General features: G+C 68.6%; 17 protein-coding genes and 7 pseudogenes. 11 read left to right on the forward strand and 13 right to left on the reverse strand.

Annotation, left to right across the window (positions count from 1 at the left end):
* The first annotated feature begins 57 nt into the window (after nt 1-57).
* From ACFYQ5_RS05150 to ACFYQ5_RS05160, 3 genes are read left to right on the forward strand one after another with little or no spacing between them, the layout of a single operon-like run.
* On the forward strand, nt 58-1,062 hold the full coding sequence (locus tag ACFYQ5_RS05150) for an NAD-dependent epimerase/dehydratase family protein (RefSeq protein ID WP_389193332.1): 1,005 nt from the start codon (nt 58-60) through the stop codon (nt 1,060-1,062).
* Nucleotides 1,063-1,072: 10 nt separating this feature from the next.
* Nucleotides 1,073-1,426 carry a DUF952 domain-containing protein gene (locus ACFYQ5_RS05155; RefSeq protein WP_389193335.1) on the forward strand — a complete coding sequence of 118 codons (354 nt, stop codon included), beginning with the start codon at nt 1,073-1,075 and terminating at the stop codon, nt 1,424-1,426.
* Nucleotides 1,423-2,304, forward strand: coding sequence for an SDR family oxidoreductase (locus tag ACFYQ5_RS05160; protein WP_389193337.1), 882 nt, complete (start codon nt 1,423-1,425; stop codon nt 2,302-2,304). Before ACFYQ5_RS05155 ends, ACFYQ5_RS05160 begins: the two co-directional genes overlap by 4 nt.
* A gap of 426 nt (nt 2,305-2,730) precedes the next feature.
* Here the strand turns inward: ACFYQ5_RS05160 and ACFYQ5_RS05165 are convergent.
* Nucleotides 2,731-2,892 (reverse strand): annotated as a pseudogene (locus ACFYQ5_RS05165) (transposase family protein); the annotation flags it as partial.
* Nucleotides 2,893-2,910: 18 nt separating this feature from the next.
* A complete protein-coding gene (locus tag ACFYQ5_RS05170) occupies nt 2,911-3,834 on the reverse strand; it encodes an NmrA/HSCARG family protein (protein WP_389193340.1) in 924 nt (307 codons plus the stop codon).
* 210 nt (nt 3,835-4,044) lie between these two features.
* On the opposite strand from ACFYQ5_RS05170, the gene ACFYQ5_RS05175 reads away from it, so the two are divergent.
* Nucleotides 4,045-4,407 (forward strand): MerR family transcriptional regulator, encoded by a 363-nt coding sequence (locus ACFYQ5_RS05175; RefSeq protein WP_389193343.1) that lies wholly within the window; start codon nt 4,045-4,047, stop codon nt 4,405-4,407.
* 95 nt (nt 4,408-4,502) lie between these two features.
* Here the strand turns inward: ACFYQ5_RS05175 and ACFYQ5_RS05180 are convergent.
* Nucleotides 4,503-4,598: pseudogene (locus tag ACFYQ5_RS05180) on the reverse strand (IS5/IS1182 family transposase); the annotation flags it as partial.
* A 99-nt stretch (nt 4,599-4,697) separates the two neighbouring features.
* Here ACFYQ5_RS05180 and ACFYQ5_RS05185 point away from each other — a divergent pair.
* A pseudogene (locus ACFYQ5_RS05185) lies at nt 4,698-4,838 on the forward strand (PadR family transcriptional regulator); the annotation flags it as partial.
* Between the two features lie 16 nt (nt 4,839-4,854).
* Here ACFYQ5_RS05185 and ACFYQ5_RS05190 read toward each other — a convergent pair.
* Nucleotides 4,855-5,117: pseudogene (locus tag ACFYQ5_RS05190) on the reverse strand (IS5/IS1182 family transposase); the annotation flags it as partial.
* A gap of 213 nt (nt 5,118-5,330) precedes the next feature.
* Between ACFYQ5_RS05190 and ACFYQ5_RS05195 the strand changes: the two are divergent.
* Nucleotides 5,331-6,071, forward strand: a complete 741-nt coding sequence (locus tag ACFYQ5_RS05195) for a hypothetical protein (RefSeq protein WP_389193346.1) — start codon at nt 5,331-5,333, stop codon at nt 6,069-6,071.
* Between the two features lie 128 nt (nt 6,072-6,199).
* Here the strand turns inward: ACFYQ5_RS05195 and ACFYQ5_RS05200 are convergent, their stop codons facing one another.
* The 3 genes from ACFYQ5_RS05200 to ACFYQ5_RS05210 all read right to left on the reverse strand — a co-directional run bounded on the left by ACFYQ5_RS05200 (nt 6,200) and on the right by ACFYQ5_RS05210 (nt 7,822).
* Nucleotides 6,200-6,502: a YrhB domain-containing protein gene (locus ACFYQ5_RS05200; RefSeq protein ID WP_389193349.1), complete on the reverse strand. Its 303-nt coding sequence runs from the start codon at nt 6,500-6,502 to the stop codon at nt 6,200-6,202.
* Nucleotides 6,503-6,868 (reverse strand): toxin glutamine deamidase domain-containing protein, encoded by a 366-nt coding sequence (locus ACFYQ5_RS05205; protein WP_389193351.1) that lies wholly within the window; start codon nt 6,866-6,868, stop codon nt 6,503-6,505. It lies immediately after the preceding gene.
* Nucleotides 6,869-7,240: 372 nt separating this feature from the next.
* Nucleotides 7,241-7,822: a TetR/AcrR family transcriptional regulator gene (locus ACFYQ5_RS05210; protein ID WP_389193354.1), complete on the reverse strand. Its 582-nt coding sequence runs from the start codon at nt 7,820-7,822 to the stop codon at nt 7,241-7,243.
* Between the two features lie 123 nt (nt 7,823-7,945).
* Here ACFYQ5_RS05210 and ACFYQ5_RS05215 point away from each other — a divergent pair, with 123 nt between their 5' ends.
* Nucleotides 7,946-8,161, forward strand: coding sequence for a hypothetical protein (locus ACFYQ5_RS05215; RefSeq protein ID WP_389193357.1), 216 nt, complete (start codon nt 7,946-7,948; stop codon nt 8,159-8,161).
* A 34-nt stretch (nt 8,162-8,195) separates the two neighbouring features.
* Here ACFYQ5_RS05215 and ACFYQ5_RS05220 read toward each other — a convergent pair.
* A pseudogene (locus ACFYQ5_RS05220) lies at nt 8,196-8,560 on the reverse strand (transposase); the annotation flags it as partial.
* Here ACFYQ5_RS05220 and ACFYQ5_RS05225 point away from each other — a divergent pair.
* Nucleotides 8,561-9,095: pseudogene (locus tag ACFYQ5_RS05225) on the forward strand (tyrosine-type recombinase/integrase); the annotation flags it as partial.
* Between the two features lie 7 nt (nt 9,096-9,102).
* Here ACFYQ5_RS05225 and sodN read toward each other — a convergent pair.
* Entirely contained in the window at nt 9,103-9,498 is a 396-nt protein-coding gene (sodN, locus tag ACFYQ5_RS05230; protein ID WP_014154121.1) for a superoxide dismutase, Ni, read from the reverse strand.
* A 180-nt stretch (nt 9,499-9,678) separates the two neighbouring features.
* On the opposite strand from sodN, the gene sodX reads away from it, so the two are divergent.
* Nucleotides 9,679-10,116 (forward strand): nickel-type superoxide dismutase maturation protease, encoded by a 438-nt coding sequence (gene sodX, locus ACFYQ5_RS05235; RefSeq protein ID WP_389193360.1) that lies wholly within the window; start codon nt 9,679-9,681, stop codon nt 10,114-10,116.
* On the opposite strand, the gene ACFYQ5_RS05240 is transcribed toward sodX, so the two are convergent.
* Complete coding sequence (locus tag ACFYQ5_RS05240) at nt 10,020-10,649, reverse strand: CGNR zinc finger domain-containing protein (RefSeq protein ID WP_389193363.1); 630 nt, start codon at nt 10,647-10,649, stop codon at nt 10,020-10,022. The two genes, sodX and ACFYQ5_RS05240, sit on opposite strands and share 97 nt — an antisense overlap.
* Nucleotides 10,650-10,740: 91 nt before the next feature.
* On the opposite strand from ACFYQ5_RS05240, the gene ACFYQ5_RS05245 reads away from it, so the two are divergent.
* Together ACFYQ5_RS05245 and ACFYQ5_RS05250 are read left to right on the forward strand one after the other, a co-directional pair.
* Nucleotides 10,741-11,520, forward strand: coding sequence for a class I SAM-dependent methyltransferase (locus tag ACFYQ5_RS05245; protein WP_389193366.1), 780 nt, complete (start codon nt 10,741-10,743; stop codon nt 11,518-11,520).
* A 76-nt stretch (nt 11,521-11,596) separates the two neighbouring features.
* Nucleotides 11,597-11,698 (forward strand): annotated as a pseudogene (locus ACFYQ5_RS05250) (SigE family RNA polymerase sigma factor); the annotation flags it as partial.
* A 326-nt stretch (nt 11,699-12,024) separates the two neighbouring features.
* Here the strand turns inward: ACFYQ5_RS05250 and ACFYQ5_RS05255 are convergent.
* The 3 genes from ACFYQ5_RS05255 to ACFYQ5_RS05265 are packed head-to-tail and all read right to left on the reverse strand — an operon-like array spanning nt 12,025 to nt 14,735.
* On the reverse strand, nt 12,025-12,786 hold the full coding sequence (locus tag ACFYQ5_RS05255) for an amino acid ABC transporter ATP-binding protein (RefSeq protein ID WP_389193368.1): 762 nt from the start codon (nt 12,784-12,786) through the stop codon (nt 12,025-12,027).
* Nucleotides 12,783-13,748, reverse strand: coding sequence for an amino acid ABC transporter permease (locus ACFYQ5_RS05260; RefSeq protein WP_389193370.1), 966 nt, complete (start codon nt 13,746-13,748; stop codon nt 12,783-12,785). Before ACFYQ5_RS05260 ends, ACFYQ5_RS05255 begins: the two co-directional genes overlap by 4 nt.
* 27 nt (nt 13,749-13,775) lie before the next feature.
* Complete coding sequence (locus ACFYQ5_RS05265; RefSeq protein WP_389193372.1) at nt 13,776-14,735, reverse strand: ABC transporter substrate-binding protein; 960 nt, start codon at nt 14,733-14,735, stop codon at nt 13,776-13,778.
* Nucleotides 14,736-14,844: the final 109 nt, after the last annotated feature.

Here is a 14,844-nt window from a genome sequence, read left to right on the forward strand (position 1 = left end):
TTCTGCCGACAGCGAGGTCCCGTTTGCCTCTTCCACGCTGGAGGGCACGCTCCCCGCATGAGGCTCTTGATGCTGGGCGGAACGGAGTTCGTGGGACGCGCGGTCACCGACGCGGCTCTCGGCCGCGGGTGGGAGGTCACCGTCTTCCACCGCGGCCGCCACACCGCACCGGCCGGGGCCCGGACGCTGACCGGTGACCGGACGACGGGCGGGGCGGGGCTCGCGGCACTGGCCCACGGCACCTGGGACCTGGTGGTCGACACATGGAGCGGCGCGCCCTCCGCCGTACGGGACGCAGCCCGGCTGCTGTCAGGCAGAGCCGGGCACTTCAGCTATGTCTCCAGCAGGTCCGTGTACGCGTACCCCACCCCGGCGGGGCTGCCGGAGGACGGGCCACTGGTGGCCGGGGCCTCGCCGGACGCCGGAGCGGACGTCCCGTACGCCCTGGCCAAGCGCGGCGGGGAGCTCGCGGTGCTCGACGCCTTCGGGGACCGGGCGCTGCTGGCCCGGGCCGGGCTGATCCTCGGCCCGGGGGAGAACATCGGCCGTCTGCCGTGGTGGCTGGGACGGACGGCCCGGGGCGGGCCGGTCATCGCGCCGGGGCCACCGGATGCCCGGCTCCAGTACATCGACGCCCGGGACCTGGCGGACTGGCTCCTGGACGCCGCGGCGGACGGCCTGGGCGGGGCGTACAACACGGTGAGCCGGCCGGGGCACACGACCATGGGCGAACTCCTGGACGCCTGCGTCCGCGTCACCGGCTCCCGCGCCCGGCTGCGCTGGACCGACCCCGAGGTGCTCCTCGCGGCAGGCGTCGAGCCGTGGACGGACCTGCCGGTCTGGCTGCCCGCCGGAGAGCTCTACGACAGCCTGCACCAAGGCGATGTCACCAAGGCGCACGCCACGGGTCTGCGCTGCAGACCCGTCGGCGAGACTGTCGCCGATACGTGGGCCTGGCTGCGTGAGCGGGGAGGCACGGCCCCGCACCGGCCCGACCGGCCTGCCGTCGGTCTCGACGCGCGAACCGAGGCGAAACTCCTCGCGGCGCCGGGCAGCCCTTAGCGTGATCCCCATGACCGAACAACTGCTGCACCTCACGGAAGAGCCTCTGTGGGAGGCCGCCCGCAGAGCGGGGACGTACGAGATGTCCACCCGGGGCCGCACCCTCCGGGAGGAGGGCTTCATCCATTGTTCGCTGCCCCATCAGCTCCCCGCCGTGGCAAGGGCGTTGTACGGGTCCGAAGACGAGGGCCTGGTCGTCCTGGTCATCGATACCGATCGGCTCCCGGCGCCCGTCCGGTACGAGGCCATGGAGCCCGGAGGCGAGGAGTTCCCGCACATCTACGGGCCGTTGCCCGCGAGCGCGGTCGTGGAGGCGCGCCCCTGGGCCGGGCACACGGATCCGGAGCGGGGTGAGACGGGATGATCAGCTCTCTCGTCGCAGTGACCGGCGCGAGCGGGGCGGTCGGCGGCCGGGTGGCCGCGCGGCTGGCCCGGACGGGCGTCCCCGTGCGCCTCCTCGGCCGGGATCCCTCCCGGTTGCCCCGGCTGCCCGGAGCGGCCGCCGCACCCCCGGCCGCGTACGGCGACGGCGAGGCCATGCGCCGCGCTCTGGAAGGCGCGCACACCCTGTTCCTCGTATCGGCGCACGAGAGTCCCGGCCGGGTGCTGGAGCACACCACGGCGGTGGACGCGGCCCTCGCCGCGGGCGTCGAGCGCATCGTGTACGTGTCGTTCCTCGGCGCGGCACCTGACGCGACGTTCACCTTCGCACGCGACCACTGGCACACCGAGGCCCACATCAGGATGACCGGGGTGCGCCACACCTTCCTGCGGGACAGCTGGTACCTCGCGGCGATCCCCGCGATGACGGGCCCCGACGGCGTTCTGCGCGGTCCCGGCGGTGAGGGGCGGGTCTCGGCCGTCTCCCACGAGGACATCGCGGACGCGGCGTCAGCCGTCCTGCTGGACGAGGGAACCGATCATGACGGCGCGACGTACGACCTCACGGGCCCCGAGGCGTTCACCCTGGCCGAGGCGGCCGCTGAGCTGAGCCGGCGTACCGGCCGCGCGATCCGCTACGTGCCCGAGACCGGGGAGGAGGCCTACGCCTCCCGTGCCCACTACGGCGCCCCGGAGTGGGAAGTGGCCGGCTGGGTCACGTCGTACGAGGCGATCGCGGCAGGGGAGCTGGAGACCGTCTCGGACGCCGTCCCCCGCCTCACGGGCCATCCGGCCCGGAGCCTGGCCGCCTTTCTCCAGGAGAACCCGGAGAGTTACCGCCACCTCCTGCCGGAGGCCTAGGGCGGTCAGCCGAGGGTCGTGGTCGGCCGGTCGGCGCCGCTTTCGGGGCCGCCGGAGACATCGGCGGGGCCGAGGAATTCGCGTTTGTACAACCGTTTCACGCCACCGGGATGCCGGCCCAGCTGCTCAAGCTCGAGCTGGCCACCCGGACGGTCCCGTCGGGGTAGTCGGGATTCCCGCTTGTTTTGGCTCCACGTGGATGGGCTCGTCGTCGTGTGAGTGGGCGTGGTGTCGTCGTAGGTTTGGGAGCACCGGGCCGGCTGGTTCACCCCACCACAGGGTTGAATCGACGGCCCGGCCCTTTGTCCGATGCGGGGTGGAGCGAGTTGTATGGCTGATCGGCAGCCGCTCTGTGATCGTGATCTGGCTCTGCTTGCAGCCGGCCAGGAGACCGGTTTCCGGGATGAGCAGGGCATCCCGGCTGCACCGGTGGGCCGTGGTGGTGCCCACCCCGAAAACGGCAGCGAGCTGGGCGTGGGCAGGGCGGCACCGCAGGTGGGCGGGAGCGACCAGGGCCTGGCGGCCCACGCTCAGACGACGCCACCGTGTTCCGCGTTCCTGGCGGCGGGCGCGCCCGCAGAGGTCGGAAAACTCTCAGGGCCTCGTTCAGCGCGGAGCGATGTCCGTGTCGTCCGTGGAACAGAGCGCCTCATCGAGGAGGCCCGCACCAGGGCCGGCCAGCCAGCGGTCGAAGCGCAGCAGGAAGGGGAATTCCGTGCGCAACGCGTCAAGGTTCGCGTTTCCCGCCAGCCTGCCGTCGTCGACGAGTGCTTCCAACTTGCTGAGGACCTCGCCCTGTGCCGGCAGGGTCGTCGGCAGGCGGCTGTAGCTGATCGACCGGCCGGCGGCCCGGGTCAGATGCTCGGCCAGGGCCTTGCCGGTGAGAGTGTCACCGGCAATCTCCATAACGCGGCCGACGTAGCGATCGGGTGAGCCGAAGACCGTGGCGACGATGCGGCCGATGTCGCGTACCGCGATGAACTGCATGGCCTGGTCGGGGCGCATCAGGAATGACAGGTGTCCACCCCGATCGAGACCCATTTCGGGGGTCACCAGGAGTTCCATGAACGTGGCGGGTCGAATGATGGTGTCGGCGATGTCCAGATTCCGAAGATGGGCCTCGATACGGTTCTTGGTGTCGAGATGGTCGACGCCCGTTGTCGAGCCCGCGGTGACCGCCGAACTGTAGACGAGGTGGGCGACGCCGCAGCGCTCGGCGATGTCCGCCACCGCTGTGCCGAAGTTGACCTCGTCCTCATTGGTCACGTCGGCGCCGACCTGGCCGGAATTCGGTTGGACACTGAAGACACCGTGGGCGCCGGAGAAGGCCGCCCGGAGCGACTCAGGATCCCCGAGGTCACCGCGGACAGTTTCGACGCCGGAGGCGGAGAGGGAACGGGCCCGGTGACCGGACGGATCGCGCACGACCGCGCGCACCCCCCAGCCGTCGGCCCGCAGCGCAGCGGCGACCGAGCCTCCCTGCTGCCCCGTGGCGCCCAGGACGACGACGGTTTTGTTGATGTCGGTCATGCCGACCACGCTGCGTTCTCGGCGATCACGGACGTGCTCCTGATGAACATTGCTGATTTCTCCTGGGTTACTGAAAAATGAGTGGGAGATAGGCTGGTCACAGGCTTGCTCCAGGATTCGCGCGGGATGGTTCGCGCCGTGTCCACTACGCTAAAACCTGACGCCAACGTCAGGTGCAAGCGAGACGCGGAGTCACGTCAGGAGGTCGGGATGCGGATCGGGGAGGTAGCCGCGAAGGCGGGCCTCAGCGTCAGGGCGCTGCGCTACTACGAGCAGCAGGACTTGCTGTACTCCACCCGGAATCCGGGTGGCCAGCGCCAGTATCCGGCCGGTGCCGTCGAACGGGTCGTGCTGATCCAGCAGCTCTACTCCGTGGGCTTGCCGAGCAGAACCATCCGCGAGGTGCTGCCCTTCGCTGACTCCGGTGAGGCGTCACAGGAGCTGCTGGAGCTGCTCGCGGCCGAACTCGACCGCCTCGACCGGCAGATGGCGGACCTGCGGGACGTGCGGAACCGGTTGCACCACTGCATCACCGAGGCGCGCAATCATGACGGAACAGGAAGCCCATCCTGAAGCAGGGCGGCCCGAGCGTGCAGCTGATACGTCGGCGGCACCAGGAGCCTGCCCGGGAAGCGACCACTTCCCGAACTGAGGCTTTCCCTCTTTGGTCAGGTGGCGAGTCCGAGGGCATCGACGGCACGGACGACGGCGGTGATCCGGGTGGTGCTGCAGCGGAGCTTCCGCAGGAGCCGCCAGGAAGTCAGCTTTCGTATGCGCCGAGTTCGCAGGCGCAGACGCTCTGCGGTTGCCTGCGGCGGGCTCGTGCTCATGCCCACGGTCTTCGGCACATGACATTCGCTTTCGTGAGCACCCCACAAGTCCTGCTCGGGCTTCTTGCCTCCCGTCCCGGCCGCAGCTACGACCTCAAGCAGCGCCACGATGCGCGCGTCCCAAAGGTACGCCCGCTGGCGTACGGCCAGGTGTACACGACATCGCAACGCCTGGAGCCTGTCCGGTCGATCATGTGCGGAGCCAGATGATGAGGGCTGCGGCGGTGACGGTGCCGAGGTAGACGTAGCCGCGCTTGTCGTATCGCGTGGCCACGGCCCGGGACTGTTTCAGCTTGTTGATGGCCCGCTCGACGGTGTTGCGTATCGTGTAGCGCTGCTTGTTCGAAGCCGGGTGGCCGTCCGCCGCGTGAGCCTTTGCGCTGGCGGGCGCCCCTGGCTCTCGGTTTTCTCCGGGATGGTGTGCCGGATGCCCCGGCGGCGCAGGCTGTCCCGGCATGGCCCGTTGGCCGCGTGTGACGACCAGGGACGTCGATCACCTGCCGATGATCCCGCCACCTACCGCATCGGCCATTGCCCACCGGCAGGAACGGCCGCAGCCGCTCCCACTCCGCATCTGTCAGATCACCCCGTCTCATGGCCGAGACAACGATCCGCCGACGTGACAGTCACATGGGCGGACAAAACCCAGGGCTTACGCTCCCGGGCATGACCAAGTTCTTCGCCACTGTGTGCCTGCCGCCGACCTCGCCTCGGAAGGTTCCCCAGGCCATAGCTGCCATCATGGCGCCCTACAACGCCAACCTCACCGAGGAATGGAATCCGGTCGGCCACTGGGACTGGTGGGCCATCCACTCCAGCGCGGGAAACGCCTACCTCGTGTTGCCTCCGCACGACGGCGACCGCAGGCTCGTCACGGCCTCAACCGTGCCGCGCAGGAAGGCCGAGCTCGATGCCCTCGGGCCGCTGGAATGCTATGGCGGGCCTCGGGGTCTGCTCGACTTCGACGGCATGCGGAAACGAGCGGCGCGCACGCATGACGCCCTGCTCGCCGCTTGGACCGAGCTGACCGCGATACACCCGTCGGCCCGCCCGCTCGCCGACTTCCTTGCTCGCCACGAGGCCGACCCTGAAAGGTACTCCCTGGCAGACGCCAGGAAGGAGTATCTGGCCCAGCCGCTGGTGCAGGACGTGGCCCAGCGGGCCGTCGCAGGAGATCCGCACTTCGACACGTCGTTCCTGCTCAACGACCCGGTCGCGTACTTCGCGCAGGAACACGAGGAAGCACGGCTGTGGTCGGTCCGGTGCGCCGTGCCCGGCTTCGCCCTGGTCACTCTCGATGGCGCGTGGATGGACGCGGACACAGATGGCCACTGGGAACAAGCCAACTGCTATCTCGACGACCTCGACGCCGAGGCCGTCGTCCTTGACCTGCTCTGTCACTCCTGAGTCGTCAGACCGGGCGGCCCCATAGAGGTCAGCCCGGCGGCTGCGCGGCGGGATTCCGTGATCGCCCGGACAGGCTCTAGTCCGTGACGGGTTCGCCGAGGCGATGGGCTCTGGGGAAAATCATGCTGTCAGCGCCTCGCTGGGGGCCAGTCGCCTGCCGCGCGGAGAGTCATGTACTCGCTCACGGGGAGATGCGACGGGGGGAAGTGGGCCGCGGATCCGTCGTGGGGGACCACGACCACGGAGGTGAACGGGGCATCAATGAAGGCCCCAGTTTCGACGTGTTCCTTGAAGTCGAAGCGGACAGACCAGCCGTCGGTGAAGTGAATGGCAGTCTCCGGGAGCATCACCACGGAATCCGGCCTGTCCGGGTAAGCGATGCTTATCAGGAAACGAGCAGCCGCCTCCACGGCTTCGTCCTTGGTTGCCATTCAGGGAGCTCCATTGCGAGACGGGGTGTGTGCGATGGGCGAGACGTTACTCTCCAGCACGCCCAGGGTCCCGCTCTGGCCGTCGAGGAACGTAACGCCGTGTGGAGTGTTCACGGCGTTGAAAATATGGTCCGAGCCGTCGGGCCGACTGATGTAGACAACGCTTCTTGAGCCTTCCCCGCGCGCTTGGAGACCACGGACGATGTCGTCGTAGCCATCCACGAAGTCGTACTGGCCCGCGGCCCTGTCCTTGAGCCCGAGCCGCTCCGGCGGCACGTGGCCGCCGGCCTGCTTCGGGGCCGCGCTGACTTCGACGCCGTCCGGACGGCGGTCCACGGTGGCGGTGCTGTGGCTGCAGTTGCCCAAGTAACGGGATATCCCGGCTTGTTGGCGTCTCGCATCCAGGGGTACTCGGCATCCGGAAAGTCCTGAGCCTTCTTCGGATCATCCGAGTCGTAGTGGATCGCCTTCTCCTTCACCGTGTCCGTGCTGCGCGCCAGGTCGCTCCGGTCCTTCGGCGCGGGACCGGCGGCTTCGTCTGCGTACTTCAGGCCGTTCGGCGGCACCTTCGTCGCGGCGGGCCTCCACGCCCTCCTTCCGTCCACCGCGGCCTGGATGGCCCGCTCAGGATGTGCCACATCGTGGTACTAGGGCCTGTCCGACGGATCTTGTCGGTGGGCACGGGCGGTGCCACCAGCACAGGGGCGCGGGGGGCCAGCAAGGTCCACTGCACAGGCCCTAGCGAAGGACCTGCTCGATGTGGTGGTCGAGGAGACGGCCGGCGGCTTCTGGGGTGCGGTAGCCGAGGGCGAGGTCCACGCCGAGGCTGGTGGCGAGGGACCAGCAGATATCGGCGTCGGCACGTTCCTCGCAGCGCGGCTTGCTGCCCCGTTCTTCCCGGGCTGCCGTAATGAGGCCGGCGGTGAAGGTGAGCATTTCGTCGTCGCCCGGCGCCAGGACCTTGGCCATCGTCGGATCGGAGACTGCCCGACCCGCGGCCGCCAGCGCGAAGCGCATCAGCCGAGCGCTTTCCTGGGCCGGGCTGATCAGGGCGTGCAGGCAGGCGCGGAGAACAGCCTCCGGACTGGTCGTGTCGGCGGCGTTGACAGCGTTCTCGATGGTGGCGTTGACGGCTCGTACGGCTCGGTCGAGGGCGTCGCGGATCAAGGCCTGCATCGAGGAGTAGTAGTGCTGGATCTGGCCCATCGAGACGCCCGCCTCCTCGGCGACCTTACGCAGCGACACCTGCTCGATGCCGCCGCGCACGGCCAGTGACCAGACGGCCTCGACGAGGCGCGTCCTGCGCGCTTCGTGATTCACGATCTTCGGCACGGTACCGCCGCCTTCCTCGCCAGTTTCACCATGCGATCGCATTGTAAAACCGAGCACTGTCGGTTTACAGTGCAAGTGCATGGTAAACCGCGATCAGACTGAGAGGATCCCATGAAACACGGCCTCTACCAGGCGCTCGGCATGGCACTGCTCGTCATCGGAGCCCAGGGCGCAATCCGCCAACTCGTCGACCACGACAACGCCGGTCTGCTGGGCTGGCTACCAGGAGGCTTCGCCGCGAGCATCACCGTGTACGTACTGGCCGTCGTGATCGGCGCGATCATCGCGGGGCGGGCTCACGATGCTCGTAAGGCGACTGGCAACTGACTCGGTGCACATGGATGAGGAACTGTTCGGCGGATCATGGGCGGAGCCATAAGCGGATTGCCGCTGCGGTGACGGTGCCGTGGAAGACGTAGGCCCTCTTGTCGTACCGGGTTGCGACAGCGCGGGAGTTCTTGATTCGGTTGATGGTCCGCTCGACCTCGTTGCGGCGCCGGTGGTGGTCACGGTCGAAGCCGGTGGGTCTGCCGCTTTTTCTGCCCCTGCGTCGCCGGTTGGCCCGCTGTCCTTCCGTTCCGGGATGGTGTGCCTGATGTGGTGACTTCGCAGGTAGAGGCGGTTTCGACGGGAGCTGTATGCCTTGTCGCCGCTGACGTGGCCGGGCCGTGTCCGGGGTCGTCCGCCCAGGGGCCGGGGAACCCGGATCCGGTCCAGGACTTCGATGTCGAACGCCGGCGGCTGCAGTCCGGTCTGATCGGTCCGCCGAAGACCGGCAAGTCACGGCGTACGGTTCCGGTCGGCGAGGTCGTCGTCGACGCGCTCCTCGGGTATCTCGCCGCGAGGCCGTCGAGGGAATGGCTCTTCACGATGGAGGAGGGGTGAGCCGCTGAACTACCGCCGCTGGAAGACCGAATGGAACTGTACTCGTCGCGCGCTCCAAGCAGCGGAGAACGAGGCGGCCGAGAACGAGGCGGCCGGGCGTGAGGGCCGCAAACCCGTCGCGCTGCCGCACACGGTGACCCACGACCTGCGGCACTTCTACGCCTCCGCGCTCATCGCAGGCGGGGTGGGCGTCAAGCAGGTCCAGATGGTCCTCGGCCACGCGTCCGCCGTCATCACGTTGCGGATCTATGCGCACCTGTGGCCGGGGGAAGAAGACCGCACCCGGGCCGTCATGGACGCCGTTCTCGGCGGCCTGCGGACCGGGTGCGGACCGGTAGGCGGCATGACCAGCGAAATCGCAGGTCAGACGGCCTAACCATAGATCAAGCCTTCTTGGTCTCCCAGAAGATCGTGTCGATCTGGGCGATCAGGTCCAGAGCCTTCTGGCCCGTGGCCGGGTCGTTCGAACCCTTGGCCGCGGAGAGCGCCTTCAGGGTGTCGTTGACCAGCTGGTGCAGCTCCGGGTACTTCTCGAAGTGCGGGGGCTTGAAGTAGTCGCTCCAGAGCACCGAGACGTGGTGCTTCGCGAGCTCGGCACGCTGTTCCTTGATCAGAACGGCGCGCGTGCGGAAGTCCGCGTCCTCGTTGGCCTGGTACTTCTCCTGGACGGCCTTGACGGACTCCGCCTCGATGCGGGCCTGGGCCGGGTCGTACACACCGCAGGGCAGGTCGCAGTGGGCGCTGACCTTCACCTTGGGGGCAAACAGGCGGGAAAGCATGGAGCTGTCCTTCCTCGTGATCGTCTTCTCAGGTGGGACATTACTCCGTAGGAAGCCGCTTTTAGCGGCTGCCCCCTAGGGCTTAGGCCAAAAGTCCGGGGTGAGATGCGACCGGTGGCCGAAAATACGGAGCGGTGCGCGCAGCCGTGTACTGGAGGATGGGCCCGGGAGGTGCCACAGATGCCGGAACCGGCACAGGAGCCGTGGAGCGGACGGACGGCGCGCAGGCCGTTCCAGGTGGTGGAGGTGACGGGGCCGTCGATGGTGCCCACCCTCTACCACGGGGACTGGCTGCTCGTGCAGCGCGGGGCGCCGGTGCGCCCGGGGGACGTGGTGATCCTGCGTCATCCGTTCCAGCAGGACCTGCTGGTCGTCAAGCGGGCCACCGAGCGACGCGACGGCGGCTGGTGGGTGCTGGGCGACAACTCGTACGCGGGCGGGGACAGCACGGACTACGGGGCGGTGCCCGAAGAGCTCGTGCTGGCCCGGGTCCGGGCCCGCTACCGGCCGCTGAGGAAGGATCAGCGGTCGGTGCGCGCGCTGCTGGGCTGGGCGGTGTCCGCGGTGCGCCGGGTGTCGCCCGGACGTTCCGTCTCCAGGCGCTTGCGGGCCCGGTAGGCCGCCACGTTGGCCCGGGTGGCGCAGCGGTCCGAGCAGTAGCGCCGCGAGCGGTTGGTCGAGGTGTCGAGGTAGGCGTTGCGGCACGGAGCCGCCTCGCAGAGGCCGAGCCGGTCCACGCCGTGCGAGGTGAGGTGGAAGGCGAGGCCCATCGCCGCGATCGCGGCGAAGCCCGCCGTCGCGTTCGACGGATGGTCGGCGAGATGCATGTGCCAGTCCGGTTTGCCGTCCTCGTCCCGGGTGTCATGGCCGGAGATCTGCGGGCTCACCGGGAATTCCAGCAGCAGCGAGTTGAGCAGATCGACCGCGAGGGTCTCGTCGCCGCCGTCGGCAGCCTCGAAGACGGCGCGCAGCCGGCCCCGCACCGAACGGAAGCGGGTCACGTCCGCGTCCGCCGCACGGCGGGCGGCCTGAGCGTTGGCACCGAACAGTGCACGGACGGACTCCACCGTGGTGAGGGAGTCCTTGTTGCGGGCCGGCTCCTCGGTGTTGACCAGACGCACGGCGTAGTCCGAGTAATAGGCCAGTTCCACTTGTAGTCCTTACAGCGTCGGTCTATGGTCGATGTGCTGACCAGGGTAATGGGTGGTTGCGTTCAACGGGTCTTACGGGCAGGTCTCACGGATGCGGGAAAAGGTGGAGGAACGAGTGACGGCGACGGGCACCGACTGGCAGTCCTGGCAGGAGAGCTGGGACCGGCAGCAGGAGTGGTACATGCCGGATCGCGAGGAGCGGTTCCGGGTGATGCTGGACATGGTCGAGGCCGTCGTGGGGCCCCGTCCGAGAGTCCTCGACCTGGCGTGCGGTACGGGCAGTATCACGGACCGCCTCCTCAAGCGGTTCCCCGACGCCACCAGCACCGGCGTCGACCTCGACCCGGCGCTCCTCGCCATTGCGCGCGGCACCTTCGAGGGAGACGACCGTGTCAGCTTCGTGACCGCCGACCTGAAGGACGCCGCCTGGACCGAGCGTCTTCCGCACACGTCCTACGACGCCGTGCTCACCGCGACCGCCCTGCACTGGCTGCACAGCGGGCCGCTCGCCGCGCTGTACGGGCAGATCGGCTCACTGGTCAGGGAAGGCGGGGTCTTCATGAACGCGGACCACATGATCGACACCGGCACCCCCCGCATCAACGCCGCCGAACGTGCGCACCGGCACGCGGCGATGGACCGGGCCAGGGCCGCGGGAGCCGTGGACTGGGCGGAGTGGTGGGCCATGGCGGCGAAGGACCCCGTGCTCGGGGAGCCCACCGCCGAGCGGTTCGAGATCTACGGCGAGCACGCGGACGGCGACATGCCGTCCGTCGAGTGGCACGCCCGCACCCTCCGCGAGGCCGGCTTCGGCGAGGCACGCGCGGTCTGGGCCTCGCCGTCGGACAGCCTGGTGCTCGCGGTGAAGTAGGGCGTGCGCGTGTGCAGGGCGAGGGGCGGCTCCGGCCGTCCCTCGCCCTGTTTGGTCCTCCCCTCCTGCACCCTGCCACGAGGCCGAGGACCTGGTCCGGACGACGCCGGTCAAGGTGGTACTCGGCGGAAAGCGGCACGGACGGCTCGACGACATCGAGGCGTACGGGAGGAGCTCCCGGACGGCGGCATCCTGACGACCTGCAGCGACTCGATGGAGCACGCGGGGCAGGACGACACCCCCCGGTGGGGCCGGGAGCTCACCGGACGGCTGGAGCTGAAGGACGGCTCCCTGCTGGGCGTGCGGGCCGGCAGCGGCTACCTCGGCGAACGGTCCCAGGGCCCGCTGCTCGAGGCCCCGCTGATCAGCCAGAAGGAACTGGGCACCCTGCTGCTGCGTCCCGAGGTGCTGCCGGAGAGGTGGGGGAGGACGCGAGGAGGGCGGTACGGACCGGGTCCGTACCGCCCTCCTCGCGCTGCGCGACGCTGTCGTTCCGGTGCGCGGTTACAGCACCTTCGACAGGAAGGACTTCGTCCGGTCGTGTTGCGGGTTCGTCAGGACGTCGCGCGGGTGGCCGGACTCGACCACGACGCCGTCGTCCATGAAGACCAGCGCGTCGCCGACCTCACGGGCGAAGCCCATCTCGTGCGTGACGACGATCATCGTCATGCCGTCCTCGGCCAGGCCGCGCATGACGTCCAGGACGTCACCGACCAGCTCCGGGTCGAGGGCCGACGTCGGCTCGTCGAAGAGCATCAGCTTCGGTTCCATGGCCAGGGCGCGGGCGATGGCCACACGCTGCTGCTGTCCGCCGGAGAGCTGGGAGGGGTAGTTCTTCGCCTTGTCCGACAGACCGACCCGGTCCAGCAGCTGCTCCGCGCGGGCCCGGGCGACGGCCTTGGCCTCGCCCTTGACCTGGATCGGCGCCTCCATGACGTTCTCGAGGGCCGTCATGTGCGGGAACAGGTTGAAGCGCTGGAAGACCATGCCGATGTCCCGGCGCTGCAGGGCGACTTCGCTGTCCTTGAGCTCGTAGAGCTTGTCGCCCTTCTGCCGGTAGCCGACCAGGTCGCCGTCGACGTACAGCCGCCCGGCGTTGATCTGTTCCAGGTGGTTGATGCACCGAAGGAACGTCGACTTGCCGGAACCTGACGGCCCGATCAGACAGAAGACCTCACGCGGGGCGACCTCCAGGTCGATGCCCTTGAGGATGTGCGCCGGGCCGAAGGACTTGTGTACGCCCTCGGCCTTCACCATGGCGGTCATGCGGAGACACCCCCCGAAGGACGGTTGCTGAAGGAGGCGAGGCTGACCTTGACCCGCTGGAACGGGGTGAGCGGCAGGCTCCGCAGCGAGCCCCGGGCGTAGCGACGCTCCAGGTAGTACTGGCCCACGCTGAACACGCTGGTCATCACGATGTACCAGATCGAGGCGACGAAGAGCATCTCCATCACCGCGTACGAGGTCGAGCCGATCTGCGACGTGGAGCGCAGCAGCTCGTTGTAGGTGACCGCGTAGACCAGGGAGGAGGTCTTCAGCATGTTGATGAACTCGTTGCCCGTCGGCGGGATGATGACCCGCAGGGCCTGCGGGAGGACCACGCGGCGCATGGTCTTCGCCTGGGTCATGCCGAGCGCGTGCGAGGCCTCGGTCTGGCCCTCGTCCACCGACTGGATGCCGGCCCGGACGATCTCCGCCATGTACGCGGCCTCGTTGAGGGCGAGCCCCAGCAGGGCGCACATGAACGGGGTCATCACATCGGTCATCTCGTCCTTGTAGATGAACGGGATGTTGAGGACCGGGAAGATCAGGGCCAGGTTGAACCAGAGCAGCAGCTGCACATAGACCGGAGTGCCGCGGAAGAACCAGATGTACAGCCATGCGACCCAGCTGGTCACCGGGTTCCTGGAGAGCCGCATGACGGCGAGCACCACGCCCAGGATCACACCGAGGACCATGGCGAGCACACTGATCATCAGCGTGCGGCCCGCCCCGGCCAGGACGGTGTCGTCGAACAGCTTGTCCCGGACCGCCTGCCACTGGATGTCGCCCTGGGAGAAGGCGTACACGAGGGCGGCGAGCAGGGCGATGACGACCACGCCGCTGATCCAGCGGCCGTAGTGCCGGACGGGAATGGCCCTGATGGTCTCCGGTGCGACGGTGGTGGCCTTGGAGACGGGTGCGGCGGTCGATGGGCCGCCGGGCACCTTGTCGAACTTGTCAGTCACGGTGACTGCCCTTCGGTGGTGCGCCGGTCACTTGCCGCCGTTGATGGCGGCCTTGTCGATCGCGCCGGTGCCGGCACCCCACTTGTCGAGCACCTTCTGGTAGGAGCCGTCGGCGATGATCGCGTCCACGGCCTCCTTGAGCACGTCACGCAGTTCGGTGTTGTCCTTGTTCACCGCGATGCCGAACGGGCCGGCGTCGACCTGTTCGCCGACGACCTCGAAGTCCTTGCCGCCACCGGCCTTGCGGGCCAGGTCGACCGCGACCGGGTAGTCGTTGACGCCGGCGACGGCGCCGCCCGACTTCACGCGGGTCTGGGCCTCGGTGTCGTTCTCGAAGGACTCGATCTTGACGGCCTTCTCGCCGGCGTCCGTGCAGGCCGCAGACTGCTTCTTCAGGGCCTCTTCGTACGTGGTGCCGCGCTGGACCGCCGCCACCTTGCCGCACAGGTCCTCGATGGACTTGATGCCCTCGGGGTTGCCCTTCTTGGTGTAGACGGCGGTGCCGGCCAGGAAGTAGTCGACGAAGTCGACGCCCTTGCCGAGCTTCTTGCCCTTGTCGTCCAGACCCTCCTGGCGCTGCTTGTTGTCCGTGATGGACGACATGGCGATGTCGTGGCGGCCGGTGTTGAGGGCGGTGATGAGACCGTCGAAGGAGCCGGAGGTGAACTCGAACGTCACACCCAGCTGCTTGCCGAGGGCCTCTGCGAGGTCGGGGTCGACACCGACGATCTTGCCGTTCTCGACGGACTCCATCGGGGCGTACTCGGCATTCGTGCCGACCTTGATGACACCGGACTTCTGGTACTTCTCCGGGAGCTTGTCGAAGAGCGGAGCGCTGTTCTCGGAAGCCGCCCCGTCCTTCTTCGTCGAACCGCTGTCGGTCTGGTCGCCGCAGGCGGTCAGCAGCAGGGTGCCGGCGACCGCGACTGCGCAGACCGCGGCAATCCGGGACTTCGCGGCCGTACGACAGAGGGTGCTTGCGGTCATGATCGGAATCCTCCGGCGGTGAGGGAAAGCTGGTCAGGTGGGCACGCACGCACCTTCGAGTGTCGCCACCTTGCGTGATTAGGGCATCTTGCCATTCGGACTCACCCAA

Source organism: Streptomyces sp. NPDC005794 (assembly GCF_042871445.1).
Taxonomy (GTDB): Bacteria; Actinomycetota; Actinomycetes; order Streptomycetales; family Streptomycetaceae; genus Streptomyces.

What these genes read in the sequence shown, in the direction of transcription:
- ACFYQ5_RS05150 (WP_389193332.1), top strand. Translation starts at nt 58, where the DNA reads ATGAGGCTCTTGATGCTGGGCGGAACGGAGTTCGTGGGACGCGCGGTC.
- ACFYQ5_RS05155 (WP_389193335.1), top strand. Translation starts at nt 1,073, where the DNA reads ATGACCGAACAACTGCTGCACCTCACGGAAGAGCCTCTGTGGGAGGCC.
- ACFYQ5_RS05160 (WP_389193337.1), top strand. Translation starts at nt 1,423, where the DNA reads ATGATCAGCTCTCTCGTCGCAGTGACCGGCGCGAGCGGGGCGGTCGGC.
- ACFYQ5_RS05170 (WP_389193340.1), bottom strand. Translation starts at nt 3,834, where the DNA reads ATGACCGACATCAACAAAACCGTCGTCGTCCTGGGCGCCACGGGGCAG.
- ACFYQ5_RS05175 (WP_389193343.1), top strand. Translation starts at nt 4,045, where the DNA reads ATGCGGATCGGGGAGGTAGCCGCGAAGGCGGGCCTCAGCGTCAGGGCG.
- ACFYQ5_RS05195 (WP_389193346.1), top strand. Translation starts at nt 5,331, where the DNA reads ATGACCAAGTTCTTCGCCACTGTGTGCCTGCCGCCGACCTCGCCTCGG.
- ACFYQ5_RS05200 (WP_389193349.1), bottom strand. Translation starts at nt 6,502, where the DNA reads ATGGCAACCAAGGACGAAGCCGTGGAGGCGGCTGCTCGTTTCCTGATA.
- ACFYQ5_RS05215 (WP_389193357.1), top strand. Translation starts at nt 7,946, where the DNA reads ATGAAACACGGCCTCTACCAGGCGCTCGGCATGGCACTGCTCGTCATC.
- sodN (WP_014154121.1), bottom strand. Translation starts at nt 9,498, where the DNA reads ATGCTTTCCCGCCTGTTTGCCCCCAAGGTGAAGGTCAGCGCCCACTGC.
- sodX (WP_389193360.1), top strand. Translation starts at nt 9,679, where the DNA reads ATGCCGGAACCGGCACAGGAGCCGTGGAGCGGACGGACGGCGCGCAGG.
- ACFYQ5_RS05245 (WP_389193366.1), top strand. Translation starts at nt 10,741, where the DNA reads ATGCGGGAAAAGGTGGAGGAACGAGTGACGGCGACGGGCACCGACTGG.
- ACFYQ5_RS05255 (WP_389193368.1), bottom strand. Translation starts at nt 12,786, where the DNA reads ATGACCGCCATGGTGAAGGCCGAGGGCGTACACAAGTCCTTCGGCCCG.
- ACFYQ5_RS05265 (WP_389193372.1), bottom strand. Translation starts at nt 14,735, where the DNA reads ATGACCGCAAGCACCCTCTGTCGTACGGCCGCGAAGTCCCGGATTGCC.